10 protein-coding genes are annotated in these 15,915 nt (G+C 63.3%); 2 read left to right on the forward strand and 8 right to left on the reverse strand.

The genetic code is table 11. The features are described from left to right. Positions 1 to 5: 5 nt before the first annotated feature. From EB231_RS27045 to EB231_RS27065, 5 genes are all read right to left on the reverse strand, one after another. Complete coding sequence (locus tag EB231_RS27045; RefSeq protein ID WP_172351497.1) at positions 6 to 1,361, reverse strand: LLM class flavin-dependent oxidoreductase; 1,356 nt, start codon at positions 1,359 to 1,361, stop codon at positions 6 to 8. Between the two features lie 192 nt (positions 1,362 to 1,553). Beyond that, positions 1,554 to 4,694 carry an efflux RND transporter permease subunit gene (locus EB231_RS27050; protein ID WP_172351498.1) on the reverse strand — a complete coding sequence of 1,047 codons (3,141 nt, stop codon included), beginning with the start codon at positions 4,692 to 4,694 and terminating at the stop codon, positions 1,554 to 1,556. A 244-nt stretch (positions 4,695 to 4,938) separates the two neighbouring features. Next, on the reverse strand, positions 4,939 to 6,075 hold the full coding sequence (locus tag EB231_RS27055) for an efflux RND transporter periplasmic adaptor subunit (RefSeq protein ID WP_172351499.1): 1,137 nt from the start codon (positions 6,073 to 6,075) through the stop codon (positions 4,939 to 4,941). Between the two features lie 48 nt (positions 6,076 to 6,123). Next, a complete protein-coding gene (locus tag EB231_RS27060) occupies positions 6,124 to 6,729 on the reverse strand; it encodes a TetR family transcriptional regulator (protein WP_172351500.1) in 606 nt (201 codons plus the stop codon). Positions 6,730 to 7,150: 421 nt separating this feature from the next. Then, positions 7,151 to 8,791, reverse strand: a complete 1,641-nt coding sequence (locus EB231_RS27065) for an acyl-CoA synthetase (RefSeq protein ID WP_172351501.1) — start codon at positions 8,789 to 8,791, stop codon at positions 7,151 to 7,153. 202 nt (positions 8,792 to 8,993) lie between these two features. On the opposite strand from EB231_RS27065, the gene EB231_RS27070 reads away from it, so the two are divergent. Continuing rightward, positions 8,994 to 9,959: a sugar-binding transcriptional regulator gene (locus tag EB231_RS27070; protein WP_172351502.1), complete on the forward strand. Its 966-nt coding sequence runs from the start codon at positions 8,994 to 8,996 to the stop codon at positions 9,957 to 9,959. Between the two features lie 86 nt (positions 9,960 to 10,045). Then, the gene (locus EB231_RS27075) at positions 10,046 to 12,100 is read left to right on the forward strand and encodes a bifunctional aldolase/short-chain dehydrogenase (RefSeq protein WP_172351503.1); all 2,055 of its coding nucleotides are present in this window, start codon (positions 10,046 to 10,048) and stop codon (positions 12,098 to 12,100) included. Between the two features lie 67 nt (positions 12,101 to 12,167). Here EB231_RS27075 and EB231_RS27080 read toward each other — a convergent pair whose 3' ends face one another. From EB231_RS27080 to EB231_RS27090, 3 genes are all read right to left on the reverse strand, one after another. Further along, on the reverse strand, positions 12,168 to 13,220 hold the full coding sequence (locus EB231_RS27080; protein WP_172351504.1) for a substrate-binding domain-containing protein: 1,053 nt from the start codon (positions 13,218 to 13,220) through the stop codon (positions 12,168 to 12,170). Positions 13,221 to 13,267: 47 nt separating this feature from the next. Continuing rightward, positions 13,268 to 14,263, reverse strand: coding sequence for an ABC transporter permease (locus EB231_RS27085; protein ID WP_172351505.1), 996 nt, complete (start codon positions 14,261 to 14,263; stop codon positions 13,268 to 13,270). Between the two features lie 81 nt (positions 14,264 to 14,344). Further along, the gene (locus tag EB231_RS27090) at positions 14,345 to 15,856 is read right to left on the reverse strand and encodes a sugar ABC transporter ATP-binding protein (RefSeq protein ID WP_172351506.1); all 1,512 of its coding nucleotides are present in this window, start codon (positions 15,854 to 15,856) and stop codon (positions 14,345 to 14,347) included. Positions 15,857 to 15,915: the final 59 nt, after the last annotated feature.

The following is a 15,915-nucleotide window of genomic DNA, read 5'->3' on the forward strand; positions in this document are numbered from 1 at the left end:
TCACCTCACCCAGCCTTGCGGACCGACGCTTCCGTACCTTCGAAGAACCGGTTGGGCGGCCGCTTCAGGCCGAGATTCTCGCGCAGCGTCGAGCCCTCATACTGCCGCCTGAAGATGCCGCGCCGCTGCAGCTCGGGCACCACCTTCTCGACGAAATCGTCGAGCCCGGCGGGCAGGTAGGGAAACATGATGTTGAAGCCGTCCGATCCCTCGGCGACCAGCCATTCCTCCATCTCGTCGGCAATGGTTTTCGGCGTGCCGACGAAAGCAAGGCCGGAATAGCCACCCAGTCTCTGGGCAAGCTGGCGCACCGTCAGGTTTTCATCCCGGGCCAGTTCGATGACACGCTCGCGGCTGCTCTTCGAGGCATTGGTCTCCGGTATTTCCGGCAGAGCGGCGTCGGGATCAAAGGCCGACGCGTCATGTCCAAGCGCGATCGACAACGAGGCAATGCCGCTCTCGTAATAGACCAGGCTGTCGAGCTTCGCCCGCTTGGCCCGCGCTTCCTCGACACTGTCGCCGACAATGACGAAAGCGCCAGGCAGGATCTTGATGTCGTCGCGGGAACGGCCAAGTTTTTGCGCCCTGCTTTTAACGTCGGCGAAGAAGCGTTGGCCCGACCCGAGATCACCATGGGCGGCGAAAATGACTTCCGCCGTTTCCGCGGCCAACTGCCGCCCGGCCTCCGACGCGCCGGCTTGCACGATGACCGGCCAACCCTGCACCGGCCGCGCGATGTTGAGCGGGCCGCGCACAGAGAGATGCTCGCTCTTATGGTCAAGCACATGCAATTTGGCGGGATCGAAATAGAGGCCGCTTTCGGCATCGCGGATGAAGGCGTCGTCGGCAAAGCTGTCCCAGAGGCCGGTGACGACATCGTAGAATTCCCGCGCCCGGTGATAGCGCTCGTCATGCTCGACATGTTCGTCGAGGCCGAAGTTGAGCGCCGCATCGGGATTGGACGTCGTGACGATGTTCCAGCCGGCGCGTCCGCCGCTGATGTGGTCGAGCGACGCGAATCGACGGGCGATGTGATAGGGCGCGTCAAAGGTGGTCGATGCGGTGGCAACCAGCCCGATGTGATCGGTGACGGCGGCAAGCGCCGACAACAAGGTGAACGGCTCGAACGAGGTCACCGTGTGGCTGCGCCGGAGCGCCTCGATCGGCATGTTCAGCACGGCCAGATGATCGGCCATGAAGAAAGCGTCGAATTTCGCCGCCTCCAGCGTCTGCGCGAAACGCTTCAGATGCGCGAAGTTGAAGTTAGCGTCGGGATAGGCGCCCGGATAGCGCCAGGCGCCGGTGTGCAAACTGACGGGACGCATGAAGGCGCCGAGCCGCAATTGCTTCTTTTCTGTCATGGGAAGACACCCTGATAAGGACGAGCGTTGCCGCTCCGGTGCCGCTCAGCATGGTACCGCTTGGCCGCACTGGGAAGGAATTCTGTTTTGCAAAATCGGCGCTAGAGAGCATTTTAATCGGCGTGATGGGATCAGCCGCCGCGCCGGACCATCCGCCATCGACATCAGCGATGGCGGATGATCAGCTCCGCTCTATTCGGCTGCCAGCGCCAGTTGCGGCCTTTCCGGCTGTTCCGTCGCGGATGCTTCCGCGGCGTCGACACCACGCTTCTTCGGCTCGCGGCCAAAGAACAGGGCATAGCCGGCGGGCAGCACCAGGATGGTCAGCACGGTGGCGACCACGATGCCGCCCATCATCGCATAGGCGAGCGGCCCCCAGAACACGGCGCGCGAGATCGGGATCAGCGCCAACACCGCCGTCATCGCAGTCAGCACGATCGGCCGGAAACGGCGCACAGCCGAGCCGATGATGGCCTCCGAGCGCTCCATGCCTCTGGCGATGTCCTGGTCGATCTGGTCAACCAGGATGATCGAGTTGCGCATGATGATGCCGAGCAACGCGATGACGCCGAGGATAGCGACAAAGCCGAACGGCGCGCCGCTGATCAAAAGGGCCGCGGCCGCGCCGATGATACCGAGCGGACCGGTGGCCAGCACCAGCATCGCCTTGCCGAAGTTCTGCAGCTGGATCATCAAGAGCACGACGATGATGGCCAGCATGATCGGCGCCTTGGCGGCGATCGAAGCCTGGCTTTCGGCCGAATCCTCGGCACCGCCCTGGATTTCGATCTTGTAGCCGGGCGCCAGGCCGTCGCGCAGGCCCTGGATGTCCTTGTACATCTTGGTGACGACGTCATTGGACTGCACGCCGTCGGGCAGCGTGGCACGCACGCTGATCGTCGGCAAGCGGTCGCGGCGCCACTCGATGCCTTGCTCCAGCACCGGAACCACCTTGGCCACCTGCGACAGCGGCACGAAGCCGCCGAAATCGGTCGGGATATAGACCGAGTCAACCGACGACAGCAGGTTGCGGCTGGCGTCCGGCTCGCGAGCGACGATGGACACGGTCTCCTCGCCGTCGCGGAAATTGTCGAGCGGTGCGCCGGACATGGTTGCCTGCAGCATCTGGCGGATGCGCTGCGAGGTGACGCCGAGCGCACGGGCACGGTCCTGGTCGATCACCAGCTTCATCGCCGGCACCGGTTCGAGCCAGTCGTCATGGACCGCGCCGAGCAACGGATTCTCGCGAAACTTCGCCTTGACCTGGTCGGCGATGCGGCGCACCTCCTGGCGATCCGGGCCCATGACGCGCATCTGCACCGGCCAGCCGGTTGGCGGTCCGAGGAACAGGCGGTCGACCTTGGCGCGGATCGAGGGGAAGTCCTCGGCCAGAACTGTGCGCAGCTTGACGATCAGCCGCTCGCGGGCCGGCTCGTCATTGGCCATCACCAGCATCTGGGCGAAGTTCGGATTGCTGAGCTGTTGGTCGAGCGGCAGGAAGAAGCGCGGCGCGCCTTCGCCGATATAGGTGGCGATGAAGCGCTTGTCCTTGTCGTTCATCATCTTGGCCTCAAGCGCCTTGGCCTGCGCTTCGACCTCCTTGATCGAGGTGCCTTCCGGCAGCCAGAGGTCGACGAGGATCTCCGGCCGCGACGATTGCGGGAAGAAGTTCTGCGGAATGAACTGGAACGCCCACAGGCTTGTGGCGAAGGTCACCAACGTCATGACAAGCACGATGATGCGATGGCGCACCGCCCAGCCGACGGTGGCGCGAAGCCGGCGGTAGAAGCGCGTGTCGAAGACATCATGATGGCTGCCAGCATGCTTGCGCTGCTTGAGGATCATGTTGCCGAGCCATGGCGTGAAATAGACCGCGACGAACCACGACACGATCAGAGCGATGCCGACGACATAAAACAGCGTGCGCACATATTCGCCAGCCGTGGAGGCGGCAAAGCCGACCGGAATGAAGCCGGCGGTGGTGATCAGCGTGCCGGTCAGCATCGGGAAAGCGGTCGATGTATAGGCAAAGCTCGCCGCCTCGATCTTGACCAGGCCCTCCTCCAGCTTTCGCTCCATCATCTCGACGACGATCATGGCGTCGTCGACAAGCAGGCCGAGTGCAATGATCAGGGCGCCCAGCGAAATGCGCTGCAGGTCGATGCCGAGCTCGTACATGATGGCGAAAGTGGCTGCGAGCACCAGCGGAATGGCAATGGCGATGACCAGGCCAGAACGCCAGCCGATCGACAAGAAGGAGACGACAAGCACGATCAGCAGCGCCTCGCCGAGCGCGTGCATGAATTCGGCCACCGCATCCGTGACGACGCCCGGCTGGTCGGAAATCTGGTCGACCGACACACCATAAGGCAGCCCCTCCTCGAAGCGCTTGTAGGTCGCCTCGACATCCTTGCCGACGTCGGTAACTTTAAACCCCTTGGCCATCACGACGCCAAGCTGCACGCTGTCATGACCGTTGAAGCGGTATTTGCGCTGGAAAGGATCTTCGAGCCCCGAGGTCACGGTGGCGATGTCGCCGAGCCGGGTGACCTGGCCCCCGGCGCGAAGGCGCAGTTCCCTGATATCGGCGGCCTTGGTGACGTCGCCTTCGACCGAGATGCGCACCGAATTGATGCCGGTGTCGACGGCACCGGCCGGATCGACATTGTTCTGGCCCTTGATCGCATTCTGCAGGTCGGTCAGCGTCAGGCCGCGCTCGGCCAGCGCCTTGGACGAGACGTCGATATAGAGCTTTTCCGGCTGGTCGCCGATGATGACGGCCTTCTCGACGCCGGGCGTGGTCAACAGCATGTCGCGCGCCTGGATGGCGAATTTCTTCAGCTCGGGATAGGAGAAGCCATCGCCGCTGATCGAATGCAGCGTGATGAAGGTGTCGCCGAACTCGTCGTTGAAATAGGGGCCGAGCAACCCTTGTGGGAGGTCGCCGGATATGTCGCCGACCTTCTTGCGCACCTGATAGAAGGCATCCGTTACCTCGGCGGCGTTGGTATCGCCCTTGATCTGCACCGTGATGATGGCGCTGCCGGCGCGGGTGAAGGAGCGTACGAAGTCGAGATGCGGCGTTTCCTGCAGCTTGCGCTCGATCTTGTTGACGACCTGGTCCTCCATCTCCTGGATCGAGGAGCCCGGCCAGATCGCCTGCACGACCATGACGCGGAAGGTAAAGTCGGGGTCTTCCTTCTGGCCCATGCGCATCAGGCCGAGCGCACCAGCGATGATGATCAGCCCGAACAGGAACCGTGCTATGGAGGGGTGGCCGATGGCCCAGCGCGAAAGGTTGAAGGGCCGCTTTTCTTCAGTGGAGTTCGTCATCGGTGCTGGTCCACTTTGCTGTTTGCCGGCGCCTGGTGCTTCGAAGAAGCGCGGCGCGCGAAAACGAAATCATTTGCGTTCGGTACTGGCTTCCGGGCGGCGAGGCTTTCCGAGCGGAGAGACACTCATCGAGGTGGGACGCTAGGATCGATGCGGGGGTACATCGGCCTTGACGTCTCGACCTTCGGGCGCACGCCGCCCGGAAACCTGCGGCCGCGGGAACGCGCGGCCGACCTGTCTGTCGTCAGCGCAGCCGGCTGGCGTCGTCGGCCGAGGCGGACTGCTGCGCGATGCCGCCGGCGAGCTTCACCTTCAGATTCTCGGTCATGAACTGTGTTCCGGCGGCGACCACGATATCGCCGGGATTCAGTCCTTCTGCGACACGCACGCCATCGGCGGCGAACTTGGCAACCTTCACCGGACGGGCATGGACGGTGTCGGCGCCACGATCGACGGTCCAGACGATCGACTGGCTATCTTTCTCAGCCAACGCGCTCAGCGGGATCGATACGAGTTGCTTTTCATTGGCCGCCGACGCCTCGATATTGGCAGTCATGCCGAGAAGCACGCGCTGGTCGTTGGGCAGGCTGACGCGGACAGCGAAGGTGCGCGACTGCGGATCCGCGCTGCCGGCAACCTCGCGAACCTTGCCGTCGAGCGTCAGTGTGTTGTCGGACCAGAAGCCGGCCTTGACTGACTTGCCCGGCTTGAACTCGGCGATCTCCATTTCCGGGACCGCGATCAGCACTTCCTTCTCGCCGTCGACCGCGACGGTGACCACTGGCGCACCGGAGCCGACCACCTGGCCGACATCGGCGTTCACGGCCGTGACGATGCCGTCCTTGTCGGCCTTGAGGTCGGTATAGCCGACCTGGTTCTTGGCCTGTGCAAGCGACGAACGGGCGGAGTCGCGCGTGGCAACCGCCTGGTCATAGGTCAGCGTCGCCTGTTCGAGCTGCGATTTCGGTGAGAAGTTCTTGGCAAAAAGCTGCTCGGCGCGCTTGCGCGCAAGCTCTGTCGTCTCGACCTGCCGTTCGGCGGCATCGAGGGCTGCCTGCGCGCTCTTGACCGAAAGGTCGTAGTCGGTGGGATCGATGCGGGCAAGTACATCGCCCGGCGCCACGTGCTGGCCGATGTCGACAAGGCGCTCGGTGATCTTGCCGTTGACGCGGAAAGCCAGCGCGCTTTCGGTGCGGGCCCGCACCGAACCGGAGTAGGAGAGCGTGCGGGTGTCGTGCGCTTCTGCAATCTCGACAACCTTGACCGGGCGGATGATCTCCTTGACCTCGGCCTTCTCCTGGCTGCAGCCGGCGAGCGTGAGCCCTGCAACGACCAGGCCCGCGACCGGCAACCGGCGGATGATGGAATTGGACAAGGACATCGTGGTACTCCCGACTGGAGGCGGACTGTCGACACCGGCGACCGGCGTCTATTTCAAGGCTCTGATGGCGTAGTCGATAAGTTCGTCGGGCATTGCCCGGTTGGTCTTGGCAAGGCACTGCGCCACCATCTGCGGGTGGCAGAGAATGACGGTGGCGGCGCCAAAGCAGCGCGAGGCGGCTTCGGGATCCTGCTCCCTGAACTCGCCGGTCTCGACGCCCTCGCGGATCACCTCGGCGAACAGGTCGTGAATGCTGTTGACGTGCTTGTCGATAACGCTCCAGTCGCGCTCGAGCGCGACGATGACCATCTCATGGACCTTCTGCTCGTCGAGCATGGTCTCGAGCGTCATCTTGTACTGGGCGTGAATGTAGCGACGCAGCCGCTCCTCCGCGCTGAGCGGCAGGTGCATGATCTCGTAAGCCATCTTGTAGCTGGCGCCGAGCATCCGGCCGCAGACGGCTTGGTGGATTTCAACCTTGGAGGCGAAGAAACGGTATATGTTGGCCGGCGACATGCCGAGTTCGCGGGCGATGTCCGCGACATTCGTCTTGCCGTAGCCATAGTGCCGGAACAGGCGCTCGGCGCAGTCGAGAATGCGCGTCACATTCTCCTGCCTGGCGGCATCGACCACGATGTTGGCGGCTTCGGACATGGGTCCCTGTCGTTTTACGAGTGACGAATTTTAATTTTCGTCACTCGTAAATTGAAGAGAGGGAGATGTCAACGCGAAATCGACGTACGCGTATAATTGGTGACAGATGGTGACAGTGGGCGGGTGCGACAACCGGCGCTCGCGATTGGGATCGGCCCCATGAATTCGTCATTCTAGGGCGCAGCGACGCAGCGCACTCCCCAGGATCCATGCCGGGACGTCTGCCGAAGAATGAGACGGATCAAAGCGTTACGCGGATCAGCATCGACAGCCTGCGAAGAGCCGTTGGAGCACGGCCGCTAGGTCGCGGCATGGATCCCAGGGTTCCGCGACGTCGCTTCGCGACTGATCCACCCTAGGATAACCACGTCAGGCAGGTCCGCGACAAATTGTCGAGGCCATGGCAAGAATGACGGTGCAGCTACGTCCCCTTGGCCATCTCCCGGAGCCGGAACTTCTGGATCTTGCCCGTCGACGTCTTCGGTATCTCCGCAAATATCACCGCTTTCGGCACTTTGAAGCGGGCAAGCAGCGCACGGCAATGCTCGATGATCTCGGCCTCGGTCGCGGTCTTGCCGGGCTTCAGTTCGACATAGGCCACGGGCACCTCACCCCACTTGTCATCATGACGCGCCACCACGCCACAAGAGGCAACGGATGGGTGTTTGTAGAGTGCGTCCTCGACCTCGATCGAGGAAATGTTCTCGCCACCCGAGATGATGATGTCCTTGGAACGGTCCTTGAGCTGGATGTAGCCGTCGGGATGCATGACGCCGAGATCACCCGAGTGGAACCAGCCGCCGGCGAAGGCATCGTCGCTTGCCTTGCGGTTCTTCAGATAACCCTTCATGACGATGTTGCCGCGGAACATGACCTCGCCGATCGTCTCTCCGTCGGGCGGCGTCGTCTGCATCGTCTCGGGATGCATGACGGTCAGCCCTTCGAGTGCTGCGTAGCGGACCCCCTGCCGTGCCTTCTTGGCGCTGCGCTCGCCTTTTGCCAGACCGTCCCATTCACCGTGCCATTCGTTGACCACGGCCGGACCATAGGTCTCGGTCAGGCCGTAGAGGTGGGTGACGGCAAAGCCGGCATCGGCCATGCCCGACAGCACGGCTTCCGGCGGCGGAGCGGCCGCGGTGTTGAAGGTCACGATCTGCGGGAACTCACGCTTGTCCTCGTCCCTGGCGTTGATCAGCACCGACATCACGACCGGCGCGCCACACAGATGGGTAACGCCATGATCGGCGATGGCGTCGTAGATCGGCTTCGGCCGCACCCAGCGCAGGCAGACATGGGTGCCGGCCTGGACGGCGAGCGTCCACGGAAAACACCAGCCGTTGCAATGGAACATCGGCAGCGTCCAGAGATAGACGGCGTGCTTGGCCATGCCGGCATGGATGGTGTTGGTGTAGGCCATCAGCGCCGCCCCGCGATGGTGGTAGACGACGCCCTTGGGATTGCCTGTCGTGCCGGAGGTGTAGTTGAGCGAGATGGCGTCCCATTCATCGTCGGGCATCGACCAGGCGAAGTCCTCGTCGCCGCCGGCGACAAAGTCCTCATAGTCTGATGCGCCGATCCGCTCGCCTTTCGGATAGGGCGCGTCGGCGGCGTATTCGGGATCGTCGTAGTCGATGACCAGCGGCTTGACCTTGGCCAGATCAAGCGCCTGCCGGACGACACCCGAGAATTCACGATCGACGATCAGCGCCTTGGTCTCGGCATGGTCGAGTTGGAAGGCGATGATCGCGGCGTCAAGGCGGGTGTTGAGCGAATGCAGCACCGCCTTGGTCATCGGCACGCCAAAATGCGCCTCCAGCATTGGCGGCGTGTTGGACAACATGACGGTGACCGTGTCGCCCTTGCCGATGCCGCGCTTCTGAAGCGCCGAGGCGAGCTTCAGCGAGCGGCGCCAGAATTCGCGATAGGAGATGCGCTGGCCGCCATGGATGATGGCGATATGATCAGGATAGGTCTTTGCGGCGCGCTCCAGATAGGTAAGCGGCGTCAGCGGCTGGTGGTTGGCGGCGTTCCTGTCGAGATCCTGTTCGTAGGGATTGCCCATCCCGTTCTCCCCAAAGTTCTTTTCGAGCTTTCTAACCTCAGGACTCTCGTCAGGCCATCCCCCCGGATGGCCGAAAATGCTATGCTATCCAGGCTTTGTAGAATGGCGATCCCGGATAAACCTCGCCCAGAGACGATCGTGTCCCCGCATCCGAATTTGACTTTTGTCGAGAGCCGTGACTAATGTCAGCCGAGGAGACGGCATGGCGATCCGACCGGCAGAACAGCTCATTCACAAGGCCGCCTGGCTCTACTACGCGCATGGCCTGCGGCAGGACCAGGTTGCGAGCCAGCTTAACATTTCCCGTGCTTCGGTGGCCATGTATCTGCGCAAGGCGCGCGAGACGGGCATCGTCAACATCTCGACCTCGACGCAGCTGTTCACCGATGATGTCATGGCGCGCAAGCTCGAGGACGCGCTGGGCCTCGACGCCGTCTGGATCGCGCCGGAGAACGGCCATATCCCGGACCCTTCGATTGACATCGCCGTGCTGGCGGCGAGCGTCTTTCTGGAACTGGTCAAGAAGGGTGACCGCATCGGCGTTGCCTGGGGCCGCACCGTCTACATGATCGCCGACATCATGTCCTATGCCGACCTGCAGGATGTCACGGTGGTGCAGCTCTGCGGCAATCTCGGCGCGCCCTACTCCTATCGGCCCGACCAGTGCACCATGGAAATCGCGCGCCGGCTCAACGCCAAGGGGTTGAACTTCTATGCGCCGCTGGTGCTGTCGACGGAAGAGCTGGCGCGCGCGCTGCGGGACGAACCGGTGATCCGCGAGCAGTTGTCGGGTATCAAGGACTGCGATCTCGCGCTTTACTCGGTCGGCGCGGTCGACGCCGAGAGCCATCTGGTCAAATGCGGCGCGCTGACACCGGGCGAGATGGCGGAGTTGCGCAGCCGAGGTGCCGAGGGCGTCATTGCCGGGCAGATCATCGACGCCGAGGGCAAGGTGCTCGACTGCAGCTACAACCGCCGGGTGATCTCCGCCGAGCTTGCCTCGCTGCGCGCCATCGCCAGGCGGCTGATGGTGGTGCAGGAGGACAGCAAGTTCGAACCGCTGCTCGCGGCGATCGCCGGCGGGCTTTGCACACATCTCGTGGTCGGCGCGCATATGGCGCAGCGGCTGCTCGATCATGCCGGAGCGGCAACCCAAAAGGCATCCTGAATAAGCAATCTTTCGCCGGCGCATTGTCATCAAGGCGTCGCGGCATTCCTGTTCACCACCCAAGACAGCAACTGGACGAAGCGAACATGAAGAACCTGTGGAACGACGAAGCGGCGGAGAAACTTGTTGCCGACTATGCCAAGAAGGGCGTCGGCCGCGACCTGGCCTTGCGCGTCTACACCACGCGGCTGCTGGGCGGTGTGCCGCAGCTGGTGCTGCATGGCGGCGGCAACACTTCCTGCAAGATCAAGGCGACCGACCTCGTCGGCGATAAATGGGACGTGCTCTGCGTCAAGGGCAGCGGCTGGGACATGGCCGTCATCGAGCCGCAAGGCCTGCCGGCGGTCAAGATGGGCGCCCTGCTCAAGGCGCGCGCGCTGGACAAGCTCTCCGACGAGGACATGGTGGCGCTGCAGCGGGCGAACCTGATCGATCCGTCCTCCCCCAATCCCTCGGTCGAAACTTTGCTGCATGCCTTCCTGCCGCACAAATTCGTCGACCACACCCATTCGACCGCGATCCTGGCCATCGTGGACCAGGAAGACTCGAAGCCGCTGGTGAAGACCGTCTTCGGCAGCAAGATGGGCTACGTGCCCTACATCATGCCAGGCTTCGACCTTGCCAAGGCGGCGGCCGACGTTTTCGATGCCGACCCGACCGTTGAAGGCCTGATCCTCGACAAGCACGGCATCTTCACCTTCGGCGACGACGCCAGGCAGGCCTATGACCGGATGATCCACTATGTGAATGTCGCCGAGGACTATGTGGCCAAGCATGCCAAGCCGAAGGCGGCGAAGGCCGCGCTACCGGCAAAGCTCGCGACACCGGCCTCCATCGCGCCGATGCTGCGCGGCGCCGTCGCGGTGTCGCGCGGCGAAGGCCGTTTTGACCGCATGATCTCCGACTTCCGCACCTCGGACGCGATCGTCGATTTCATCAACTCGGCCGCGATCGCCGACTATGCCGGACGCGGCGTGTCGACACCCGACCTGTCGATCCGCATCAAGACCGGCCCGATGGCGGTGCCGGCGCCCGATGCCGACAAGGCCGGCGACTACAAGGCCGTCATCAAGAGCCATGTCGACGCCTTCGCCAAGGATTATCGCGCCTATTTCGAGACCAATGACGCGCTCGACGACGTCAAGCGCATCATGCTCGACCCGATGCCGCGCCTGACGCTGGTGCCGGGCCTCGGCATGTTCGGCCATGGCCGCACGCTGAAGGATGCCAAGATCGCCTCCGACGTTGGCGAAATGTGGATCGAGGCGGTGCGCGGCGCGGAAGCGGTCGGCCGGTTCCATCCGCTGTCCAAGGCTGATCTGTTCCCGCTGGAATACTGGTCCCTCGAACAGGCCAAGCTTGCCTCCAACAAGCCGAAGCCGCTGACTGGCCAAGTGGTGCTGATCACCGGCGGCGCCGGCGCGATCGGGGCGGCGACCGCAAAACTGTTCGCCGAGAATGGCGCCCATGCCGTCGTTGTCGATCTCGATGCCGACAAGGCTGCTGATGCCGCCAAGAAGGCCGGCAACAATTCGATCGGCGTCGCCGCCGACATCACCGATCCGGCCCAACTGCGTGCCGCCTTCGACAAAGCGGTTGCCGTCTTCGGCGGCATCGACATCCTGGTCTCCAACGCGGGGGCGGCCTGGGAAGGGCGGATCGGCGAACTCGATGATGCGCTTCTGCGCAAGAGCTTCGAGCTCAATTTCTTCGCCCACCAATCGGCGGCGCAGAACGCGGTGCGCATCATGCTCGAACAGGGCACGGGCGGGGCGCTTTTGTTCAACACCTCCAAGCAGGCGGTGAACCCCGGCCCGAAATTCGGCGCCTATGGCGTACCGAAGGCGGCGACTTTGTTCCTGTCCAGGCAATATGCGCTCGACTACGGCGCCCACGGCATCCGCTCCAACGCCGTCAACGCCGATCGCATCCGGTCCGGCCTTCTGACCGACGCCATGATCGCCAGCCGCTCCGGCGCGCGCGGCGTCTCGGAGAAGGAGTACATGTCCGGCAATCTGCTCGGCCAGGAAGTGACCGCACAGGACGTGGCTCAGGCCTTCCTGCATCACGCGCTGGCCGAACGCACCACCGCTGATGTGACGACCGTCGACGGCGGCAACATCGCGGCGGCGCTGCGGTAGGCATTTCCGACTGACAACAAAAAGGGCGGCTCACGGGCCGCCCTTTTCATATCTGTCGTGACGACCCTTACTTGGCGTTCGGGTTCGGCATCCAGGCCGGCATGGCGACATCGGCATGGGCGAACTGCGGCAGCTTGGCCGACAGGTCTTCCATGTTCTTGATGTCCTTGTCGATCAGTTCCTTCTGGGTGATCAGCGTCGGCGGCACGATGACGTTGTGGCCGGGGTCCTCACCGGCGAGCAGCTGTGCCAGAGCGCGCACCGAGACCTGGCCGACAACGGCCGGGTTGGTCGCCGCGGTCGCAGCCCAGGCGCTGTCGGGCTCGCGCATCGCCGCGATATCCGAAGTCGAGATATCGGCCGAATAGATCTTGATGCCCTTGTTCAGGCCGGCTTCGTCGACGGCGATCTTCACGCCCTTGGCGAATTCGTCATAGGGGGCAAACATCACCTTGATATCGGGATGAGCCGACAGCACCGAACGAGCCTGGTTGGCGACGGAGTTGGCGATCGGGTTGTCGAGCGTGCCGAACATGGCCACTTCCTTGATGCCCGAATACTTCTTCTTCACATCGACCCAGGTCTCGTTGCGGCGGTCGAGCGGCGCGATGCCGGCGACATAGACATAGCCGGCGTTCCAGCTCTCGCCATTGTCCTTGACCGCCTGCTCGAGCGCGAGGCGGGCAAGGTCTTTGTCCGACTGTTCGATCTGCGGGATCTTCGGATTTTCTACATTGACGTCGAAGGCTACCACCTTGATGCCGGCGTCAACGGCGCGCTGCGCGGCGTCCTTCATCGATTCCGTCAGCCCGTGCTGGATGATGATGCCCTGCACGCCGAGCGCGATCGCCTGGTCGACCATGTCGGACTGAAGGGCGGCGTCCTGGCGGCTGTCGAGCACGCGCAGGTCGATGCCGAGCGCTTTCGACTGCGCCTCGACGCCCGAGAGATAGGCCTGGAAGAAGTCGCCGGTCGAGAGATAGCGCACCAGCGCGATCTTGACGCCGGGCTTGTCGAACGGCGCTGGCTTGTCCGCGCCAAAAGCCGGCACCTGCATCAGCATGGTTGCGCCGGCCAGCCCGAGCGCCACCTTCCCCAGAAGTCTTCTTGTGATGTTCACCTTGTTTTCCTCCACTCTGTTGAGCCCAAAATCCTATCCGGCCGAAACTATCTACGGCCCCTGCCCGACAAGGCAAAGGTGAAGACAAGGGCGACGACCAGAACCACGCCCTTGACGAAATCCTGCGTGTAGTAAGGCGCGTTCATCATCGTCAGGCCTTGCAGCAGGATGCCGACGAACAGCGCGCCGACAGCGGTGCCGAAGGCGTTCGGCTTGGCGGCGCCAAGCACCGCGTAGCCGATCAGCGCCGCGGCGACCGCATCGAGCAGCAAATTATTACCCGAGGCGATATCGCCGCGTCCAAGCCGAGCCGCGAGCAAAATGCCGCCGATCGAGGCAAAAACTCCTGAAATAACGTAGGCCCAGATCTTGTATGCCTTGACAGGCGCACCGGCGAGTTCAGCGGCGCGCTCATTGGAGCCCACGGCATACATCATGCGACCAAAGCGGGTGTATTCGAGGAAGAACCAGATCACCACGGCCAACACCAGCAGCACGACAACCGACACCGGAATGAGGTTCGGGATGAAGAAGTCGAAGCGGTGGCGGCCGAGTGCCAGGAAGGCGGCGCCGAACTTGCCATTGGCGACCGAACCGTCGGGCATGGTCATGCCGGTGGCGATCGAGCGGCCCTCGGTCGGAATGCGCTGCAAGCCGACAAGCAGGAACATCATGCCGAGCGTGGCGAGCAGATCCGGCACGCGCATATAGACGATCAGCCAGCCATTGATCAGGCCGACAATGGCGCCGATGAGCAGACAGACGACCACGGCGACGACGGCATTCTGCTCCAGCACCACCATGACATAGGCAGCTGCCATCATGGCCGATGTGGCGACCGAGCCGATCGACAGGTCGAAGCCGCCGACAACCAGCGTGGCGGTCACACCAAGCGCCAGCACGCCGGTGATGGCCACGGACTGGAAGATGAAGACGGCACTTTGCGGCGAGACGAAACCGTCGGCCGCGATCGCGAAATAGGCGACGAGCCCGACCAGCAGGACGATGAATCCGTAGCGGATTGCGTAGTCGCGAAGCGTCATTCAGCGCACCCCGGCGCCGCTGCCCACTTTACCCAACTCGAACCCATAATCTCTCCATTCCAATTCTATCGACCGTCACGCTCAGGCAGCGCTGTGCAGCGGCCCGCCGGCGACCTCGGCCAGCAGGCGATCGAGATCGACTTCGGCGTTGCGGTGTTCGCCGACGATCGTGTGTTCCGACATCACCAGGATTCGGTCGGCCGTCTCCAGCGCCTCGTCGAGTTCGGTGACGAACAAAAGCGTCGCGCGGCCATGGGCGCTTGCCCTGAGCTTGGCGGCGATGTCGCGCCTGGCCGAGATATCGACGCCCTGAAACGGCTCGTCGAGGATGAATAGTGCGGCGTTCTGCGCCATCCAGCGGGCGACCATCACCTTCTGCTGGTTGCCGCCCGACAGTGCCGACATTTCGTCCTTCTCGGAGCGGCAGACGATGCTGAGTTCCTCGATCTGCCGGCGCGCGGTTGCGCGTTCGAGCCGGCGCTTGAGCACGCTCAGATTCGACATCCGCTTCAGGAACGGCAGGCTGACATTACGCTCGATGTTGAAGCCGCCGACAATGCCGCTGGTGGCGCGGTCCTTGGCGACGAGGAACACGCCGGCGGCGATCGCATCACCGGCGGATCGCGGCGCGTAGGGCCTACCGTTCATCGTCATCGTACCCGACAGCGGCTTGCGCACACCGAACAGCGTTTCGGCAAAAGCGGTCTTGCCGACACCGACGAGGCCGGTGATGGCGACGACCTCGCCATCGCCAAGCGTCAGCGAGATCGGCCTGGCGCCCTGCCCTATACGCAGGCCTTCAACGGTCAGGACCACCTTGGCGGAACTTCTGGCAACGATCTGGTCAAGATGGATCTTGCGGCCGAGCATGGCATTGACCGCGCCTTCATAATCGAGCGGCTTGGTGTCGAAGACACCTGAAACGATGCCGTCACGCATGGAGACGATGCGATCGGCAAGCCGCCTGATGTCAGACATGCGGTGCGAGATGTAGAGGATCGCCACGCCCTGTTCGCGAAGCCTGTCGACCAGGGCGAACAACCGGTCGGCTTCGGCGCTGGAGAGCGAGGAGGTCGGCTCGTCGAGGATCAGCACCTTCGGCTGGTGCGCCAGGGCGCGTGCGATCGCCACCATCTGGCGATCGGCCAGCGAAAGGTCGTTGACGCGGGCCTTGAGATCGATGGCCAGCCCCATGCGGTCGGCGACGGCCTTGGCCTCGCGGCGCACCCGGGCCGGATTGAACAGGGTCGGTGCGGCCTTCCCGCTCAGCCTGTCGAGCGTCAGGTTGGTGGCCACGTCGAGGTCGGCCACGACACCGTCATTGATGTTCTGATGCACGGTGACGACGCCGGAGCGGATCGCTTCCGCCGGCGTGTTCGGCGCGAAGTCCTGCCCGGCAAGCGTCATGGTGCCGCCGCCACGCTCGTAGACGCCGCTGATGATCTTGACGAGGGTGGATTTGCCGGCGCCGTTGGCGCCCATCAGCACGGTCACTTCGCCGGAATGCAGCTCAAGCGAGATGCCGCCAAGCACCTCGTTGCGGCCAAAGGATTTCCTCAGTCCCTCTACGCGGAACACGGCATTGCCGACCATGCGTTCCTCCCTGACCTCGACGCTATGGTCAATATCGGCAATTGTCAACACGATTGACA

Origin of the sequence: Mesorhizobium sp. NZP2298, assembly GCF_013170825.1 — a bacterium.
Classification (GTDB): domain Bacteria; phylum Pseudomonadota; class Alphaproteobacteria; order Rhizobiales; family Rhizobiaceae; genus Mesorhizobium.

Excerpts from the sequence above, each read along its gene's own strand:
- EB231_RS27055 (WP_172351499.1), bottom strand. The coding sequence starts at position 6,075 with ATGTCCTTGTCCAATTCCATCATCCGCCGGTTGCCGGTCGCGGGCCTG.
- EB231_RS27045 (WP_172351497.1), bottom strand. The coding sequence starts at position 1,361 with ATGACAGAAAAGAAGCAATTGCGGCTCGGCGCCTTCATGCGTCCCGTC.
- EB231_RS27050 (WP_172351498.1), bottom strand. The coding sequence starts at position 4,694 with ATGACGAACTCCACTGAAGAAAAGCGGCCCTTCAACCTTTCGCGCTGG.
- EB231_RS27085 (WP_172351505.1), bottom strand. The coding sequence starts at position 14,263 with ATGACGCTTCGCGACTACGCAATCCGCTACGGATTCATCGTCCTGCTG.
- EB231_RS27060 (WP_172351500.1), bottom strand. The coding sequence starts at position 6,729 with ATGTCCGAAGCCGCCAACATCGTGGTCGATGCCGCCAGGCAGGAGAAT.
- EB231_RS27075 (WP_172351503.1), top strand. The coding sequence starts at position 10,046 with ATGAAGAACCTGTGGAACGACGAAGCGGCGGAGAAACTTGTTGCCGAC.
- EB231_RS27070 (WP_172351502.1), top strand. The coding sequence starts at position 8,994 with ATGGCGATCCGACCGGCAGAACAGCTCATTCACAAGGCCGCCTGGCTC.
- EB231_RS27090 (WP_172351506.1), bottom strand. The coding sequence starts at position 15,856 with ATGGTCGGCAATGCCGTGTTCCGCGTAGAGGGACTGAGGAAATCCTTT.
- EB231_RS27065 (WP_172351501.1), bottom strand. The coding sequence starts at position 8,791 with ATGGGCAATCCCTACGAACAGGATCTCGACAGGAACGCCGCCAACCAC.